The sequence below is a fragment of the Cellulophaga sp. RHA19 genome (genome assembly GCF_002813425.1).
Lineage (GTDB): Bacteria > Bacteroidota > Bacteroidia > Flavobacteriales > Flavobacteriaceae > Cellulophaga.
Genome location: NZ_PHUL01000001.1, coordinates 1,449,307 through 1,466,063 on the forward strand (window position 1 = coordinate 1,449,307; position 16,757 = coordinate 1,466,063).

Annotated in this window: 15 protein-coding genes and 1 tRNA gene; 5 read left to right on the plus strand and 11 right to left on the minus strand. The window is 32.5% G+C overall.

The window, feature by feature from the left end:
* Positions 1-24: 24 nt before the first annotated feature.
* From AX016_RS06435 to AX016_RS06445, 3 genes are all read right to left on the minus strand, one after another.
* A complete protein-coding gene (locus AX016_RS06435; protein WP_100894832.1) occupies positions 25-480 on the minus strand; it encodes a tRNA (cytidine(34)-2'-O)-methyltransferase in 456 nt (151 codons plus the stop codon).
* 65 nt (positions 481-545) lie between these two features.
* Entirely contained in the window at positions 546-1,592 is a 1,047-nt protein-coding gene (locus tag AX016_RS06440) for a phosphotransferase enzyme family protein (RefSeq protein WP_100894833.1), read from the minus strand.
* Between the two features lie 17 nt (positions 1,593-1,609).
* The gene (locus AX016_RS06445; RefSeq protein ID WP_100894834.1) at positions 1,610-2,485 is read right to left on the minus strand and encodes a sugar phosphate nucleotidyltransferase; all 876 of its coding nucleotides are present in this window, start codon (positions 2,483-2,485) and stop codon (positions 1,610-1,612) included.
* A 381-nt stretch (positions 2,486-2,866) separates the two neighbouring features.
* Between AX016_RS06445 and AX016_RS06450 the strand changes: the two genes are divergently transcribed.
* A complete protein-coding gene (locus tag AX016_RS06450) occupies positions 2,867-4,024 on the plus strand; it encodes a homogentisate 1,2-dioxygenase (RefSeq protein ID WP_100894835.1) in 1,158 nt (385 codons plus the stop codon).
* A gap of 47 nt (positions 4,025-4,071) precedes the next feature.
* Here AX016_RS06450 and hutG read toward each other — a convergent pair whose 3' ends face one another.
* Positions 4,072-5,019, minus strand: a complete 948-nt coding sequence (hutG, locus tag AX016_RS06455; RefSeq protein ID WP_100894836.1) for a formimidoylglutamase — start codon at positions 5,017-5,019, stop codon at positions 4,072-4,074.
* Between the two features lie 226 nt (positions 5,020-5,245).
* On the opposite strand from hutG, the gene modA reads away from it, so the two are divergent.
* From modA to AX016_RS06475, 4 genes are all read left to right on the plus strand, one after another.
* Positions 5,246-5,920: a molybdate ABC transporter substrate-binding protein gene (gene modA, locus AX016_RS06460; protein WP_198519410.1), complete on the plus strand. Its 675-nt coding sequence runs from the start codon at positions 5,246-5,248 to the stop codon at positions 5,918-5,920.
* A gap of 74 nt (positions 5,921-5,994) precedes the next feature.
* Positions 5,995-6,750 (plus strand): ABC transporter permease, encoded by a 756-nt coding sequence (locus AX016_RS06465; protein WP_100894838.1) that lies wholly within the window; start codon positions 5,995-5,997, stop codon positions 6,748-6,750.
* A 3-nt stretch (positions 6,751-6,753) separates the two neighbouring features.
* The gene (locus tag AX016_RS06470; protein WP_100894839.1) at positions 6,754-7,398 is read left to right on the plus strand and encodes an ATP-binding cassette domain-containing protein; all 645 of its coding nucleotides are present in this window, start codon (positions 6,754-6,756) and stop codon (positions 7,396-7,398) included.
* Between the two features lie 118 nt (positions 7,399-7,516).
* Positions 7,517-8,074: a helix-turn-helix domain-containing protein gene (locus AX016_RS06475; RefSeq protein WP_100894840.1), complete on the plus strand. Its 558-nt coding sequence runs from the start codon at positions 7,517-7,519 to the stop codon at positions 8,072-8,074.
* A gap of 84 nt (positions 8,075-8,158) precedes the next feature.
* Here AX016_RS06475 and AX016_RS06480 read toward each other — a convergent pair whose 3' ends face one another.
* The 7 genes from AX016_RS06480 to hutI all read right to left on the minus strand — a co-directional run bounded on the left by AX016_RS06480 (position 8,159) and on the right by hutI (position 16,757).
* Complete coding sequence (locus AX016_RS06480; protein ID WP_100894841.1) at positions 8,159-9,040, minus strand: DUF808 domain-containing protein; 882 nt, start codon at positions 9,038-9,040, stop codon at positions 8,159-8,161.
* Between the two features lie 226 nt (positions 9,041-9,266).
* Positions 9,267-9,340 (minus strand) — tRNA-Asp (locus AX016_RS06485).
* A gap of 76 nt (positions 9,341-9,416) precedes the next feature.
* Positions 9,417-10,340, minus strand: coding sequence for a DUF58 domain-containing protein (locus AX016_RS06490; RefSeq protein ID WP_100894842.1), 924 nt, complete (start codon positions 10,338-10,340; stop codon positions 9,417-9,419).
* Between the two features lie 4 nt (positions 10,341-10,344).
* Positions 10,345-12,909 carry a M1 family metallopeptidase gene (locus tag AX016_RS06495; protein WP_100894843.1) on the minus strand — a complete coding sequence of 855 codons (2,565 nt, stop codon included), beginning with the start codon at positions 12,907-12,909 and terminating at the stop codon, positions 10,345-10,347.
* A gap of 78 nt (positions 12,910-12,987) precedes the next feature.
* Positions 12,988-13,305, minus strand: a complete 318-nt coding sequence (trxA, locus tag AX016_RS06500) for a thioredoxin (RefSeq protein ID WP_100894844.1) — start codon at positions 13,303-13,305, stop codon at positions 12,988-12,990.
* Between the two features lie 160 nt (positions 13,306-13,465).
* Positions 13,466-15,469: a urocanate hydratase gene (locus AX016_RS06505; RefSeq protein ID WP_100894845.1), complete on the minus strand. Its 2,004-nt coding sequence runs from the start codon at positions 15,467-15,469 to the stop codon at positions 13,466-13,468.
* 46 nt (positions 15,470-15,515) lie between these two features.
* Positions 15,516-16,757: an imidazolonepropionase gene (gene hutI / locus AX016_RS06510; protein WP_100894846.1), complete on the minus strand. Its 1,242-nt coding sequence runs from the start codon at positions 16,755-16,757 to the stop codon at positions 15,516-15,518.

A 16,757-nucleotide genomic window follows, 5' to 3' on the forward strand; every position in this document is an offset into this window, starting at 1 on the left:
TTTTGACTGTTTTTGTCATAAAAACTACAGTTTTTTAGATTTTATTGCATCGTAAATTACAATACTAACTGCATTTGCCAAATTTAAACTTCTAATATGCTCGCTAAAAAGAGGTATTTTGTAAAGGGAATCTTTGTATTTTTCTACAACGCTTTTAGGTAAACCTTTAGATTCTTTTCCAAAAACAAAAAACATATTGTCCTCGTAATCAATTTCGTAATAATTTTTTTCTGCTTTTGCTGATAAAAATGCAAACTTTTTATCAGAATGAACTTCAAAAAAATGGTCAATACTATCGTAAATTTTTAAATCTAGATGTTTCCAATAATCAAGACCAGCGCGTTTAACTCTTTTATCATCCAACTCAAAACCAAACGGCTTAACCAAGTGCAATGTAGAACCAGAAGCTAAACTTAGCCTACCAATGTTGCCTGTGTTATTAGGTATTTCGGGTTCAAATAATACAATGTTAAAGCTCATAAATAGTTTTTGCGTTTAAGCAAAGAAACGCAATAGAAATAGAATAAGGAAAATGTTATTTTAATTTAATTCATTTTTTCATGTAAAGCTTGCTGCATAAAACTAACATTATCTAATGCTTTTTTAGAAAAATCAAAAAGACTAAAACATCTATCTAAATTCTGGTTAGGATAAGCAACTTTGTAATAAGCATCATTCTGTAAGTAATCTGTAAGTGCACGTAAGCCGTGTATAAAAGGCATAAATACTGCCCCAAGGGGTAAACTATCTATTTCTTCTTTGGTTAGTATACTTTTATGGAGACTTAAACCGTCTATAAAAGAGATGAATAGTTCTTTGTTAAATGTTATTTTAGATAAGTCTTTTTCGTCTTCAAGCGCTGTGTTTACAATAGTGCGTACGGCATCACCAAAATCATAATAAAAGTAGCCCTTCATTAAAGTATCTAAATCTATTAAACATAATGCTTTATCTGTTGTTTTAGAAAATAAAATGTTATTTAATTTAGTATCATTATGGCAAACCCTAATTGGTAATTCTGTAAAGCAAAAATCTAATAAGTCTGGTAACAACTCTTCAGCAAAATCTATAGCTTCTTTTGCTGCAGAAACACGATTTTTTTTGGCTTTTTCTAAAGCATCAAAAAACTGATTATTTCTGTGTATTAAATTATGAAAATCAGGAATTGTATCTTGATAATTTGTTACATCTTCAGAGGTTAATAAGTAGTGAAATTCTCCTATAATTTTACCTGCTTCAAAAGCAATACTATTCTTAGTTGTTGTGTTATAGGTTACACTGTCATCAATATAAGAAAGCACTCTCCAAAACCCATTTTCTTTGTGGTAACTTGTGTTTTTTTTAGTCTTAACTACAGCAACGCTAGTATAGTTTTTACTATTTAATACATTTAGTGCTTTATCTATATTTTGCATTATACCAGCTACATTTTTAAACACATTATTATTAATGCGTTGCAAAATATATACAGGTTTGTTGGTATTTAAAACCAAATACGTGTCATTAATAAGCCCGTTGTTTATAGTTTTAAAAGCATACTTTTCTTTAGGAATAGCAAAATGACTTAAAATTTTAGCAGGTTCTATTGACATAGTTTTTAATTTATGTTCTATAAGTTAAATGGGTAATCCTCATTTTTCGTCATTTCAGCAAGCTTGGAAACCGCCATTGCTCTGTCTTCTGCATAGGTAACGCCAAACCAATTACTTTCAGAATTTACTACAGGTACGTTTAGTTTGTGTTTGCTAATCATTTCCTGGATAATAAAAGGCAAGAAAACTTCACTGGATTTGATCTTTTCTTCGTCTTGAAGAAACAATTTAAAAGCTTGTTCTATAGTTCTAAATATAGAGGTGTCACAAACCCAAAAATTCATACTAACTTCTTCGTTCCCTGTAAACTCAATTCCTGTATTGGTATCTATTATTTTTTCTCCTTGCTGTTCTAGTTTTAAACGTTCTTCAACCTTAGTCAAAATACCATTGTCTATTTTGCAAACACCTCTAGATACAGAGCCGTGAGTAGACAATGTATCTTTTAGTGTGTAAGATATTAGTCCGTACGTGTCAGCAGTACTAGTTTGCATAATTTTAGCTGCATTTTTAAAAGCTAAACTGCCGTAAAAATCATCAGCATTTAACACAGCAAACGAACCGTTTATTACATTTCTTGCAGTCCAAACTGCGTGTGCAGTTCCCCATGGCTTTAATCGTTCTGTGGTGTAACTTGTACCTTCTGGAACATCAGAAATTTCTTGAGCTAAAACATCTAACTTTATATTGCTTGGCAAGCGTTTGGCTAAATGCTCCTGTAAATAGTCAACTTTATCTTTTTTAGTTATAGCAACTATATGTGTAAAGCCATATTTAATAGCATCAAAAATGCTAAATTCCATAAGAAATTCGTGGTGTGGGCCAAGATCATCAAATTGTTTTAATTTTCCGTATCTGCTACCATTACCTGCAGCCATTAAAAGTAGTGTCATTGTTTTAATTTTGTGCAGCAAAAATAAGGTTTTGGAATGTTCTAATGGGTGGTATTTTAGTTAAATACTGTAGTCTAAATGGTTTTTTTTGATTGAAAAATAACTTAATAAAAAAGAGGTAAAACGGGTATTTTACACATAAAACTTTAAATATTAAAAACCTTTACTATCTTTGTGGTGTTGTGTTGTGTCTCAATTAATTTTGAGGCAATGTTGAAAACCATTTTAGATGGTATCAACCAATGAAAGGCTTTCCTATTGGAAGGCTTTTTTTATACCCAAAAATCTTTAATTTATTAATTATATAATTTTAGGCTTATTTTTTAGATAAAGTTCAAATTATTGTACTTTTATTGTCTATTTACAAAGAACAATAGAAATATGCCGTTATATCATAAATTAGGAAAAATACCACCTAAAAGACATACCATTTTTAAAAAAGAAGATGGGACTTTGCATTACGAGCAACTGTTTGGAACCATTGGTTTTGACGGTATGTCATCGTTAATGTACCATATGCACAGGCCTACAATGGTAAAAGAGGTTGGTGAAACTATAGATGTATCTCCAAAAGCTGCAGTGGCTCATAATATTAAATCTAGATTGTTAAAAGGTTTTGATATTAGACCAGAAGATGATTATTTAGAAAGTAGAAAAACCGTGTTGTTTAATAATGATGTACACGTTGGTTTGGCTGCCCCAAAAAAATCCTTGACAGATTATTTTTATAAAAATGCAGATGCAGATGAGCTTTTGTTTATTCACGAAGGTACCGGAACATTAAAAACAATGTTGGGTGAAATTCCTTTTGAATATGGAGATTACATTGTTATTCCGCGTGGAATGATATATCAGATAGCTTTTGATACAGAAGAAAACCGTTTGTTGGTAACAGAATCTTATCACCCAATTTATACACCTAAAAGATATAGAAACTGGTTTGGACAGCATTTAGAGCATTCTCCTTTTTGTGAGCGCGATTTTAAACTGCCAGAAAATTTACAAACATATGATGAAAAGGGCGACTTTCTAATAAAAGTGAAAAAACAAGGACAATTACACCACTTAACATACGCATCTCACCCGTTTGATGTTGTTGGTTGGGATGGTTACAATTTTCCGTATGCTTTTTCTATTCATAATTTTGAACCTATAACTGGGCGAGTACACCAACCGCCACCAGTGCACCAAACTTTTGAAACTAGCGCTTTTGTAGTGTGCTCTTTTGTACCAAGATTATATGATTATCACCCACAGTCTATACCTGCACCATACAACCACTCTAATATAGATTCTGATGAGGTTTTGTATTATGTAGATGGCGATTTTATGAGCAGAAAAAGTATAGATAAAGGATATATTTCTGTGCATCCGGCTGGCATACCTCACGGTCCGCACCCAGGAACCTATGAGGCTAGTATTGGAAAATCTAAAACTGAAGAATTAGCAGTAATGATAGATACTTTTAAACCACTACAATTAACGCAATTAGCGTTAGATATAGATAATGGTACTTATTACCAATCTTGGATGGAGTAATATTTATAAATTTCATAAATAAAAAAGAGGCGAATTGGCCTCTTTTTTTATGCGCTATGTATAACCGTGTGTACTATTGAGGCAGCTAATTTTGCTGTTTGGTTATCAATATCATATGTAGGGTTCATTTCTGCAATATCTAAACTTATAAGTTTGCCAGATTTTATAATAGTCTGTAAGCATTGCAATGCAATATCTGGAGAAAAACCCATTGGTGATGCGGCACTAACTCCAGCTGCATAAGCAGATGAAAACCCATCTAAATCTATAGTGGTATACACAACATCTACACTATTTATAAAAGTAGAAATTTGTTCTTGTATTTTTTTAGATTGATGAAGATTAAAGTCTTCATTTTTAATAACCGTTACACCAAGTTTATTAGCTGTTGTAAAAAGAGAAGCATCATTGGCGTCATCTCTAATCCCTAAACACAAATAATTAAAAGTAGTATTGTTGGTTTTACAATCTTCAGCTATTTGATAAAATGGTGTGCCAGAATTATATCCGTTAGTATTGGCTCTTAAATCAAAATGTGCATCAAAATTTATAATACCAATAGTTTTATCTTTTTCAATCGCATTAAAAATACCATTGTAATGACCATATGCTATGTCGTGTCCGCCACCTAAAACAATAGGGAAAGTATTATTTTTTAGTAAAGTTGTAATAGTTTTAGCTAGCGTTTGTTGTGCTTGCTCCATATTATCATCAACACAAAATACAGTGCCAACATCTAAAAATTGTGTATTATTTTTTAAATGATTTGGCATTTTAGCTAATTGCTTTTTTATAGCTTCTGGGCCAGTAACCGCGCCAACTCTACCTTGGTTGCGTTTAACACCTTCATCACAAGCATAGCTTAAAATAGCAAAAGTTTTAGCGCTTTCTTTTTTTATAGCATCTACGCAGATTACTTTTTCATGAATATATAAATCGCCGTTGGATTTTCGGCCTTGCCATAAAGAAGAATCTGGTTTTTTAAAGTTGTTCATTTTGCAATTTTATACTTCAAAAATAAACTGTTATTTCTGTTTTTAATCTTCAAATTAAATAAAAAAGAGATTAGCAAAGGAAAAGTGATTGTTTTGCTGTAAAACTTTTAATTTAGTAGTTTAATATTTGCAAATGGTAAGTGCGAGTAAAAGTAGCTTTGTAGCTGCCTTAACTTTATTTTTTTTATTGATTGGGTGTAAAAATAAGCAGGAGCAAAAATCGCTTTTGTTGTATTGTGCAGCCGTAGTTAAACCTGCTTTAGAAGAAGTGGCAAAAGTGTATTATAAAGAAACAGGAGTGCAAATAGATTTGCAATACGGAGGCTCTGGAACATTATTGTCAAATTTAAGAATAGCAAAGCAGGGCGATTTATTTTTATCTGCAGATGCAAGTTATATGCAGCAAGCAATAAAGTATAACTTAATAAAAGAGAGTAAACCGTTGGTTGCAATTACGCCAGTACTTGCTGTTGCAAAAAATAACCCTAAACAGATAAGTAATATTACAGAAGTGTGTAAAGAGGGTATTAAATTTGGTATTGCAAATCCTGATGCAGCATCTATAGGTAGTGTTACAAGAAATATGCTATTACAATCTGGAGATTGGAATGTACTTAAAAATTGTATTTATGTACAAATGCCAACCGTATCTGATGTTGCAAATGCTTTAAAATTAAATACCATAGACGTTGGTGTTATTTGGGACGTTACGGCAAACCAATACACAGAAATAGATACTGTAGAGGTCGATTTTTTTAAAAGGTATACAGAAAAGGTAACCGTTGGTGTTTTAAAATCATCTAGTCAAGTAAAAGAAGCTTCAGAGTTTATGAATTTTTTAATTTACAATTCTAAAAGCAAGCGTGTGTTTAAAAAACTCGGGTACAATATATCTAATTAAATTTATAGAATATTAAAAAAGAAAACCAACATATAAAACACAAAGTAAAGTCTAGCTTGCCATTTTATTTGGTAATGGGCATTGTGGCATCTACCTATATAATTTTAATATTGGCAATGGTTTTAGCCGATTTTTTTTATACCACACCAGGTCATATTTTTAATGCTTTAGCTAGTAAAGAAATTCAGTATGCCATAAAATTAAGCTTGCTAAGTAGTACAATTACAATGGTTTTAAGTGTTTTGGTAGCCATACCTATTGGGTATTTTATGGCGCGTTATAACTTTAGATTTAAAAAAATTATAGATGCTATTTTAGATATTCCTATTGTGTTACCGCCATTAGTGGTTGGTTTAAGTTTGTTGTTGCTTTTTCAAACAACATTAGGGCAATTTATAGAAAGTCATTTAAGGGTAACTTATACCGTTTATGCGGTTGTTATAGCGCAATTTATGGTAGCTTGTGCATTTGCTGTGCGTACAATGTATGTTACATTCTCACAAATAAACAACAGACAAGAGCAAGTTGCATTAACTTTAGGATGTAATGAGCGGCAATCTTTTTTTTATATTTTGTTACCGCAAGCAAAAAACGGAATATTAACAGCTGCATCTTTAGCTTGGGCAAGAGCATTGGGGGAGTTTGGGCCTATTTTAATTTTTGCGGGAGCAACAAGAATGAGAACAGAGGTATTGCCTACTACAGTGTTTTTAGAAATGTCTGTTGGTAATATAGAGGCTGCTGTTGCTGTGTCTTTAATAATGATAGCATCTGGATTTTTAGCCTTGTTGGTGGTTAGAATGTTTGGAACTAAAAAAAATGCACTTTAGCCTATGTTACAATGTATAGATTTAGAAATAGAGCAAGGCAATTTTAAGCTGCCTACTATAAATTTTAAGGTTTACAAAGGCGATTACCTAGTTTTAATGGGGAAAACGGGTAGTGGAAAAACAACGCTTATTGAAATTATTTGTGGCTTGCGTAAACTTAAAAGTGGGCAAATATTACTAAATACAATAGACATTACTAGTGAAGTTCCAGGGCAAAGAGAGATAGGGTATGTGCCACAAGACGGAGCATTATTTGTTACTATGACTGTGGCAGAGAATATTGGTTTTGCCTTAAAAATAAGAAAATGGTCCAAATTAAAAATTAAAGAAAAAGTACAAGAATTAGCGACTTTATTAGGTATAGAAAATTTATTAAACAGAACCGTTAACAATCTAAGCGGAGGAGAAAAACAACGTGTTGCTTTAGGTAGGGCGTTAAGTTTTGGTCCTCAAGTTTTATGTTTAGATGAGCCTTTAAGTGCATTAGACCAAGAAACAAAGGCAGAAATTATACTTTTACTTCAACATTTAGCACAAAAGTTACAACTTGTAATTATCCATATATCGCACTCAGAAAGTGAGGCTAAAAAACTAGCAACTAGTATTTTAAGTTTAGGAGACAGTGGCTTGCAAAAGGTTAGTTTGTAGACTGTTTTATTTTCTTATTTAAAACCCTAGCTGTAATGCTTATGGCATAAATAAATAATTCTTATTTTTGAAGCACATAAACTGTAGATAGTCATACTATTACACTAACCAAATATTTATGGATGACATTTTGATTAACATTGGCAGACAGCTAAAGCTGGCTCGCCAAAAAAGAAACTTGACCTTGCAGCAAGTTGCCAAGAGAACGGGCGTAAGTGCAGGGTTAATTTCAAAGATTGAGAACCTTAGGACAACTCCGTCTTTACCTGTTTTGCTAAAAATAATGCAAACATTACAGATAGAACTTTCTGAGCTAGAACTTTCTTCTAGTATTGATGGGGATTACATTCTTATTAAAAACGGAACAGGCGTTAAAGAGGATCGTGAAGATTCAGAACAATTAGAGTATACACATTTATTATCAAACTCTTCTAAAGGAGAAAGTATTCGTGTGTATTTAATTACCGTACAACCGCATGCAATTAGAAAACCAATTTCTACAAATGCTAATGAACTTGTTTACGTTTTAAGTGGTGCGCCAACTTATACGTTAAAAGGCAATGATATTACGTTAGATAGGGGAGATTTGTTGTTTTTTGATGGTACCGTAGCGCACGGTATATCTAATAGGTTTAATGAAGCTGCATTATTGCTAAAAATTTATTTATTACATTAATTAATGTAATTGTATAAAAGTAAAAAAACCTTCAGTTAATAGCTGAAGGTTTTTTTATGTTTTAAAGAGTACTGTTTTTTAGTGCTATTTTTTCTTTTTACCAAAAAGCTTTTTAAACAAACCAATAATTGGTAAGGTTAAAAGTCCAATTACTAGTCCTAGTAAAAATTCTTTTAGCATAGCTGGTAATGGGATATCCTCTATTAGGTGATGTAAAAATTCTATATTGTGTGCAAATACACCGCCAGCAACAGAAAGTAGAGCAAGTGTACCAACAACAGCTAAAAACTTTATAACCCACGGTAATGCGTTTACAAGGAGTTTTCCAAGCTTGTCAGAGAAGCTATCATCTTGTTCGTTTAGGTTTATTAGTTTTAAACCAAATTCATCCATTCTAACAATTAAGGCAACAATACCATAAACACCAACAGTAGCAATAATTGCAATTACAGTAACCACCATTATTTGCGTAGTTATGGGCTGGTCTGTAACAGTGCCTAAAGCAATAATTACAATTTCTACAGAAAGTATAAAGTCTGTGAAAATAGCAGATTTAATTCTCCCTTTTTCTAGTTTTTGTAATTCTTCAATAGTAATGTCTTCATCTAAGAGTTCATTGGTATCGTGTTTGTGGCCAGCTAAAAATTCATATATTTTTTCTGCACCTTCATAGGCTAAATACAATCCGCCTAGCACAAGAATAACAGTTACTGCAACGGGTATAAAAGCACTTAATAAAAAAGCAAAGGGAAGAATTATAAGTTTATTTAAAAAAGAGCCTTTAGTAATTGCCCAAAGTACAGGTAATTCTCTGTCAGATATAAAACCAGATGCCTTTTCTGCATTTACAGCTAAATCATCTCCAAGGATACCTGCTGTCTTTTTAGCTGCAACTTTACTCATTACAGCTACGTCGTCCATAAGCGCTGCTATATCATCTAATAATGCAAAAAAACCTGATGCCATATGTGTCTATCTTTTTTTAAAAGTTTAAAAGTATACTTTTTCTTTAAACTGATGAAGTCACAAATATAAATCATTAAAATAAAGTGAAGTTTGTAAATGTGTCTTATGGGGAGATTTAAAAAAAGAATAAGAATTGAAACTGAAAACTTTTTGTAGTAAACTATTTTTTTCTGTTTCAAAAAGGTATAAAACCAAAAAAACCTTCAACAAATGTTGAAGGTTTTTGCGGTCTGGACGGGACTCGAACCCGCGACCCCCTGCGTGACAGGCAGGTATTCTAACCAACTGAACTACCAGACCGTGGCGTTTAGCGGTTGCAAATATACAGAGGTTATTTGGTTCCACAAAACTTTTTGAAAGAATTTTTAAATTTTTTTTAAAATTTTTGTCGCTCTACCATATACGTGTTAAAAACTGAGGCAAAATTTTCTGCAATATCAACAGCCACATATTTTATCTTGTATTGAGCGCATTTTAATTTGATATCTGACAGATAGGAAGTTAGCTCTTTTTGGTATGCTTCTTTTACATTTTCTGCATACAAATCTATGTGCTGGTTGGTCTCTACATCTACAAAACGCTTAGGTGCATCATCAAAATTAAAAAAAAGTTCTTTTTCTTTATCTAGCAGGTGAAAAAGTACAACTTCATGTTTATTATATTTTAAATGTTGCAGTGCATCAAACAATTTTTCGTCCTCTTCTTCGGTCTGAAACATATCTGTAAAAAGAAACACCAGACTACGTTTGTGCATTTTTTCTGCTATTTGGTGCAAATAGGTATATGTTTTTGTTTTCTGAGCCGGATTTTTATCAGTTACTACTTCACTCAACTTTGCTAAAAGCATTTGGTGGTGACGTTCACTACTTTTTTCAGAGGAATAAAAATTATAAGCATCAGAATAAATACTTAAACCAACTGCGTCTCTCTGTTTTTTTAAAATATTCATTAAGCCTGCAATAGCCAAAACACCAAATCCTATTTTATTAAGGTTGGTTACACTTAGTTTTTTTACTTCAGGATAATACATAGATGCAGAACTGTCTAAAATCATATGACACCTTAAATTGGTTTCTTCCTCATATCTTTTAGTGTATAACTTATCTGTTTTTGCAAAAAGTTTCCAGTCTATATGTTTTGTGCTTTCTCCTTTATTGTAAATTTTGTGCTCTGCAAATTCTGCAGAAAACCCGTGAAACGGACTCTTATGTATTCCGCTAATAAAACCTTCTACTACCTGCTTGGCTAAAAGCTCTAAGTTTAATAACGGTTGCGCATTTAAATTGTCCTTAATGTTCATAAACCTACTTTTTTATAGTTTGCGCTCTTTTTAAGTCATCTGTAGTTTGTAAAAGTTTTTTTAACAGAATAGGATTAAAGTTAGGGTTTTTACTTAAAAAATCTTGTAATATTTGGTATGCATCTTTAGATGTGTACTTACCAATAGAACTAGCAAGCCAACCTTTAGGAAAAAAAATATCTCCTGTTAATTGTACTTCTTCTAACTTATTTAAACATTCTTTTAAATGTTTTTTACTTTCTTCTTGTCTTAACGGGTGATGTATGTTTGCTAAAGCACTTTGTACCCAAGATTCTTTTTCTCTGTTTTTGGCATCAAATAAAGACACCATGAAGGCATCTCTTTCTTTACTATTGTTACTTAAAGATGGTTGTAGCCACACAAACCTAGCAAGTTTATCTGGGTTGCTAATACTCTTTTCTTGCTCTTTTAAAATTTCTGTAGCCTTTGGGTGATTTTTTATAACTAATTCGCCAGCAAGACTGGTATAATCGTCTTCGTTTAAAAACAATGATGGTATGCTTATTTCTTTTTTCCAAAAAGCGTATAAGTTATCTATTGCTTTGTTTGATGTTGCAATGGATGTATAAAGGTTAAAAATAGTTTTTTTAAACGTTTTTGGTTTATCACTTTTTACTAGATTAAGTAAAGTATCTTCAGTACTAATTTGTATTTTTTCTTTGTTTTTTTCTGATAAAAAGCTCCAATACAAATCTCTAGTTCTTCCGGTAATATAATTAAGAATAAGTTCATTTTTTTCTGATGCTACTCCGTCTAAAAACACATTAAAGGCATCTAAAGCAGGTACTTTGTTATTTAAAAACACTTCGTATAAGTTTATATAGCTGTAACCACGAGCAGTAGCATCTTTTATGTCTTTTATTTTTGAAATCTTAGCCACATCAACCGGAAAAACTCCATATCCAAAACCGTTAGCGTTGTAAATAATTTGCAGTGGTTTTGCAAGTCCTATAGTTTCATTTAGCTGAAGATTTTTACCATTTATTGATGTATTTATAGTTTTTACACTGTCCTTATATACAAGTTGTATAGCAAAAGATTGTGGCCATACTTTATCTGTGCCATCCTCTGCCTTTTGCGTAATTGTAAAATTGGTTATTTCGTTATCCTTATAGGTAATACTATCTGTAAAAACTGGTCTGCCAGATTTGTTTACCCATACGTTAGACCATTGTTTTATGTCTACATCAGATTTTTTATCTAAAATAGATACCAAATCGTTCCAATCTGCATTACCATTGGCATAGGTTTTTATATACTCTTGCATACCTTCTTTAAAAGCATCTTTGCCTAAAACAGTTTCTAGTTGCTGCATCATTATAGGTGCTTTGTTATAAATAATACGACCGTATAAAGAGCCTGCATTTTTTAAATTGCCTAAATGTTGTTTAATAGGATTGGTGCCTTTTGTGCGATCTTCTGAGTAAGCACTAGGGTAGTGTGTCATCATAAATTTTAATTGATGATCTATATCAGGAAAAAGCGGATTCATAATTTTATCTGCCATAAAATTAGCAAACACTTCTTTAAGCCAAACATCATCAAACCATTGCATAGTAACCAAATCTCCAAACCACATATGAGATGTTTCATGAGCTATTAATTTAGCACGAGATAATTTCTGATTTTGAGTAGCATTTTTGTCTAAAAATAAATATGATTCTCTGTATTGTATTGCTCCTACGTGTTCCATACCGCCATATTGAAAAGGCGGAATACTGGCAAAATCCATTTTCTGAAAGGGAAAATTATACGCTGTATAATTAATTAAAAAGTCTAAAGACTGTTGGTGAATGTTAAACACCTCATTAGTACTCTCTGCAATTTTTTCTTTATTATTTTCTCTGTATAAAAAGCGCATATCAAAAGCCCCCGGATTTTTTATTTCCTCTGTAAATTTACCAGCAACAAAAGAAAACAAGTAAGAGCTCATTTTATCTGTAGTGTTAAAAATATGAGTGGTATACTCTTCTTTTTCTATTTTTTCTTTTTCAGTACCGCCACATAAAACTTTCCAATCTTTAGGGGCCGTAATAGTTAAGTTGTAATTAGCTTTTAAGTTAGGTTGGTCTAAGCAAGGAAATAAGGTGCTTGCTCTGTCTGGTACCAATAAGGTGTATAAAAACTCTTTGTTTCTGTTAAGTGATAACTCGCCAGCATTAAAAGAAATATCAATTTTATTTTCTCCTATAATTAATGCGTTTTTATCTATAATTAAATGCTCTTTGGTGTGGTTAATAGGTGTGCTTTTGCCGTTAACACTAAGTGTTTTTAAATGGTCTTTATTTTCATTGAAATCTAAAATAAGATTGTATTGTAAGTCGGTAATGTTTGCAGTAATTGTTAAAGTGGCTGGTATTGGATCCTCTATATTTTTAGGAATTGAAAAATTTAAATCATATTGCAAATCCTTAATTTGTTTTTTTCTGTAGTTAGCAAGATCAAAAGAAATGCCTTTTTCTATAGCTAAGGTTTTAGGTATTTCTTTGTTTTGAGGACAACCAACTAAGGTTAAGACTAGTATAGTAAGGAGCGTAAATTTTTTCATAAATAATAGAGGTAAGTAGTAAAAATAAAAAAGGGTTTGACAAACGCCAAACCCTTTTTTATAATTGTATGCTTTAGACTATAATAAAGCGTCTATAGCGTCTGTGTAAACTTGTTTTGGAGAAACACCAACTTGTCTGCTAACCATTTCACCATTTTTAAATACTAATACTGTAGGTATGTTACGTACACCGTATTTTGCTGCAAATTCTTGGTTTGCATCTACGTCTACTTTACCAACAACAGCTTTTCCTTCGTACTCAGAACTAACTTCGTCAATAATAGGACCAACCATTCTACAAGGACCACACCAAGCTGCCCAAAAATCTACAACAACTGGTTTGTCACTTTTTAAAACAACTTCGTCAAAAGTTGCGTCTGTTATTTCTAATGCCATAATTTTATTTTTTAATATTATACAAAGTTAGTCAAATAAATTCCTATTTCCTTAACAACGAACTATACCTATTATCTATTGTTCTATTAATTATTTTTATAACAGAACGTAAGGGGTATTGTTATTTTTTAATGTTTTAAAATTAATTGTAATTCTACGCCTAAGCAAATAAATTGTCTAATAAATGATCTTTAACCAAATTAGGAATAGTAACCTTAAGTTCTGGCGTTCTTTTCATTTCACGTTCTATGGCAAAAATAGCTTCTTTATTACGAGCCCAACTACGCCTAGATATACCGTTGTTTACATCGTAAAAAAGCATATTTTTTAATTTTTTTGATGCTTCTACAGAACCATCCAACACCATACCAAAGCCACCATTTGTAACTTCTCCCCAACCAACGCCACCGCCATTGTGTATAGATACCCAAGTTGCGCCTCTAAAACTATCACCAATTACATTGTGTATAGCCATATCTGCTGTAAACTTACTGCCGTCATAGATGTTACTTGTTTCTCTAAAAGGAGAGTCTGTGCCACTAACATCATGGTGGTCTCTACCAAGTACAACAGGAGCAGAAAGTTCTCCTGTTTTTATGGCTTGGTTAAAGGCTTCTGCAATTTTTGCTCTACCCTCTGCGTCTGCATATAAAATACGTGCTTGTGAGCCTACAACCAGTTTATTTTGTTCAGCTTCTCTAATCCAAGTAATATTATCTTGCATTTGTTGCTGAATTTCTTCTGGAGCGGTAGCCTTAATTTCTTCCATTACTTTTAAAGCAATAGCATCTGTTTTTTGTAAATCTTCAGGTTTACCAGAAGAACACACCCAACGAAAAGGTCCAAAGCCATAATCAAAACACATAGGTCCTAATATATCTTGCACGTAAGATGGGTACTTAAAATCTATATTGTTTTTTGCCATAACATCACCGCCTGCACGAGATGTTTCAAGTAAAAAGGCATTACCATAATCAAAAAAGTAAGTGCCATTTGCAGTATGTTTATTAATTGCAGCTACTTGTCTTTTTAGAGACTCTTGTACTTTTTGTTTAAAGGTATTAGGATTGGTGCTCATTAACTCATTGGATTCTTCAAAAGAAATACCCACTGGGTAATAACCGCCAGCCCACGGGTTGTGTAAAGATGTTTGGTCTGACCCTAAATGAATAAAAATGTTTTCATCATAAAAACGTTCCCAAACTTCTACAATATTACCAATGTAAGCAATAGAAACGACCTCTTTACTCTCTTGTGCTTTTTTTGTTTTTACAACAAGTTCATCTATAGAATCTATTAAAACATCTACCCAGCCTTGCGAGTGTCTTTTAGTTGCAGCAGCTGCATTAACCTCTGCGCAAATTGTAATACAACCGGCAATATTGCCAGCTTTTGGTTGTGCACCACTCATACCACCTAAACCAGCAGTTAAAAATATTTTACCTGCAGAGGTTTCATTAGGTTTTAATACTTTTCTAAAAGCATTCATTACCGTAATTGTAGTGCCATGTACAATGCCTTGTGGTCCAATGTACATATAAGAACCAGCTGTCATTTGTCCGTATTGCGTTACACCAAGTGCATTGTATTTTTCCCAATCGTCTGGTTTGGAATAGTTGGGAATCATCATACCATTAGTAACAACAACTCGTGGAGCTTCTTTTGTAGACGGAAAAAGTCCCATAGGATGACCAGAATAAATGTGCAATGTTTGCTCCTCTGTCATTGTTGCTAAATACTGCATGGTTAGTACGTATTGAGCCCAATTTTGAAAAACAGCACCATTGCCACCATAGGTAATAAGCTCCTCTGGATGTTGCGCAACCGCAGGATCTAAGTTATTCATAATCATTAACTGTAATGCAGCAGCTTGTGGTGTTTTTGCTGGGTATTCTGATATTGGTCTGGCGTAAATATCATATTCAGGTTTAAACCTAAACATATAAATACGACCATAATTTTGTAGTTCGTTTGCAAATTCTTTTGATAATTCTGTGTGCCAAGCAACCGGAAAATAACGTAATGCATTTTTTAAAGCTAACTTTTTCTCTTCTAAAGAAAGAATGTCTTTTCTTTTAGGAGCGTGATTAGCATCTTCTGCATATGCTCTTTTTACGGGTAATGTTCTAGGAATACCTTGAAGAATTTGAGATTTAAAATCCATTTTAATTTATTTTTATATTGAAATAGTTTGGAACTATCCTTTTAGATTAAAAATCTATTTTGGTTCCTTTTTTCCAAACGTAACTTGGTTTTAGTTGTCCTTGTTGGTATAAAATTTCTTTATAGTTTGATGTTGGAAAAGCAATAAAATCTGCCATAAATCCATTATTTAATGCACCTCTGTCTTTAAGACTTAAAGCAGCAGCGGCTCTAAAAGTAATACCAGATAAAACCTCGGCATTACTCAGTTTTTGAAAAGTTCCTAATATAGAAGCTTGTGTAAGTAAATCTCCCATTGGTGCAGAACCAGGATTGTGGTCACTTGCAATTGCAACAGCACCACCAGCATCTAATAGTTTACGTGCAGGTGTAAAAGCACAGCCAAGGCCTATACTTGCTCCAGGTAAAGCTGTAGAAATAACATCACTTTTTGCTAAAATTTTTATTTCTTCATCTGTACTAGCCTCTAAATGGTCTGCACTTACAGCATCAAAATCTATAGCAACTTTACTTCCGCCAGTAGAAAACTGATCTGCATGTACTGTAATTGTAAAGCCCATTTCCTTTGCCTTTTTAAAGTAAGGTGCAATTACTTCTGCTGTAAAAGCACCTTCTTCAATAAAAGCATCAATTCTGGTTGTTAAATGTTCTTCTTTTAAAAGGGGGAAAAGGGAGATGCTTATTTCTTTTAAGTACTCACTTGCGGTACCATTATAATCTTTAGGGTGCATATGTGCAGCCAAGCAAGTAGAAATTAAATCGGCTTTAATTTTATTGTCTACATTTTTAATAGCACGCAACATTTTAAGTTCTTCGTAAACAGATAAACCGTAGCCACTTTTTACTTCTATAGTTGTTACACCATTTTTTAAATGTTTATTTGCTCTTTTGGTAATACCCTCTTCTAATTCTAAAATACTAGCTTTTCTGGTTTGTGTAACAGTATCCCAAATGCCACCACCAGCTTTAGAAATTTCTAAATAGGTTTTGCCTGCATTACGCATAGCATAATCATTAGCTCTGGTGCCACCAAAACATATATGTGTATGTGAATCTATAAAACCAGGCAAACAAACGCTATCGCCTTTAACTTCTTCTAGTAAAGTATTTTTAATGTCTATTTGTTTTAATAAGTCTTTGTAAGGACCAACAGCAACTATAGTATTGTTTTTAACTATAATACCGCCATTTTTTATGACTACCAATTCTTCATCTGTAACAGCTCCTTTAACGGCAATGCCTGTCATTGGTAATAGTTGTGTAAAAGGGCCAATAAGTTTTTGTTTCAT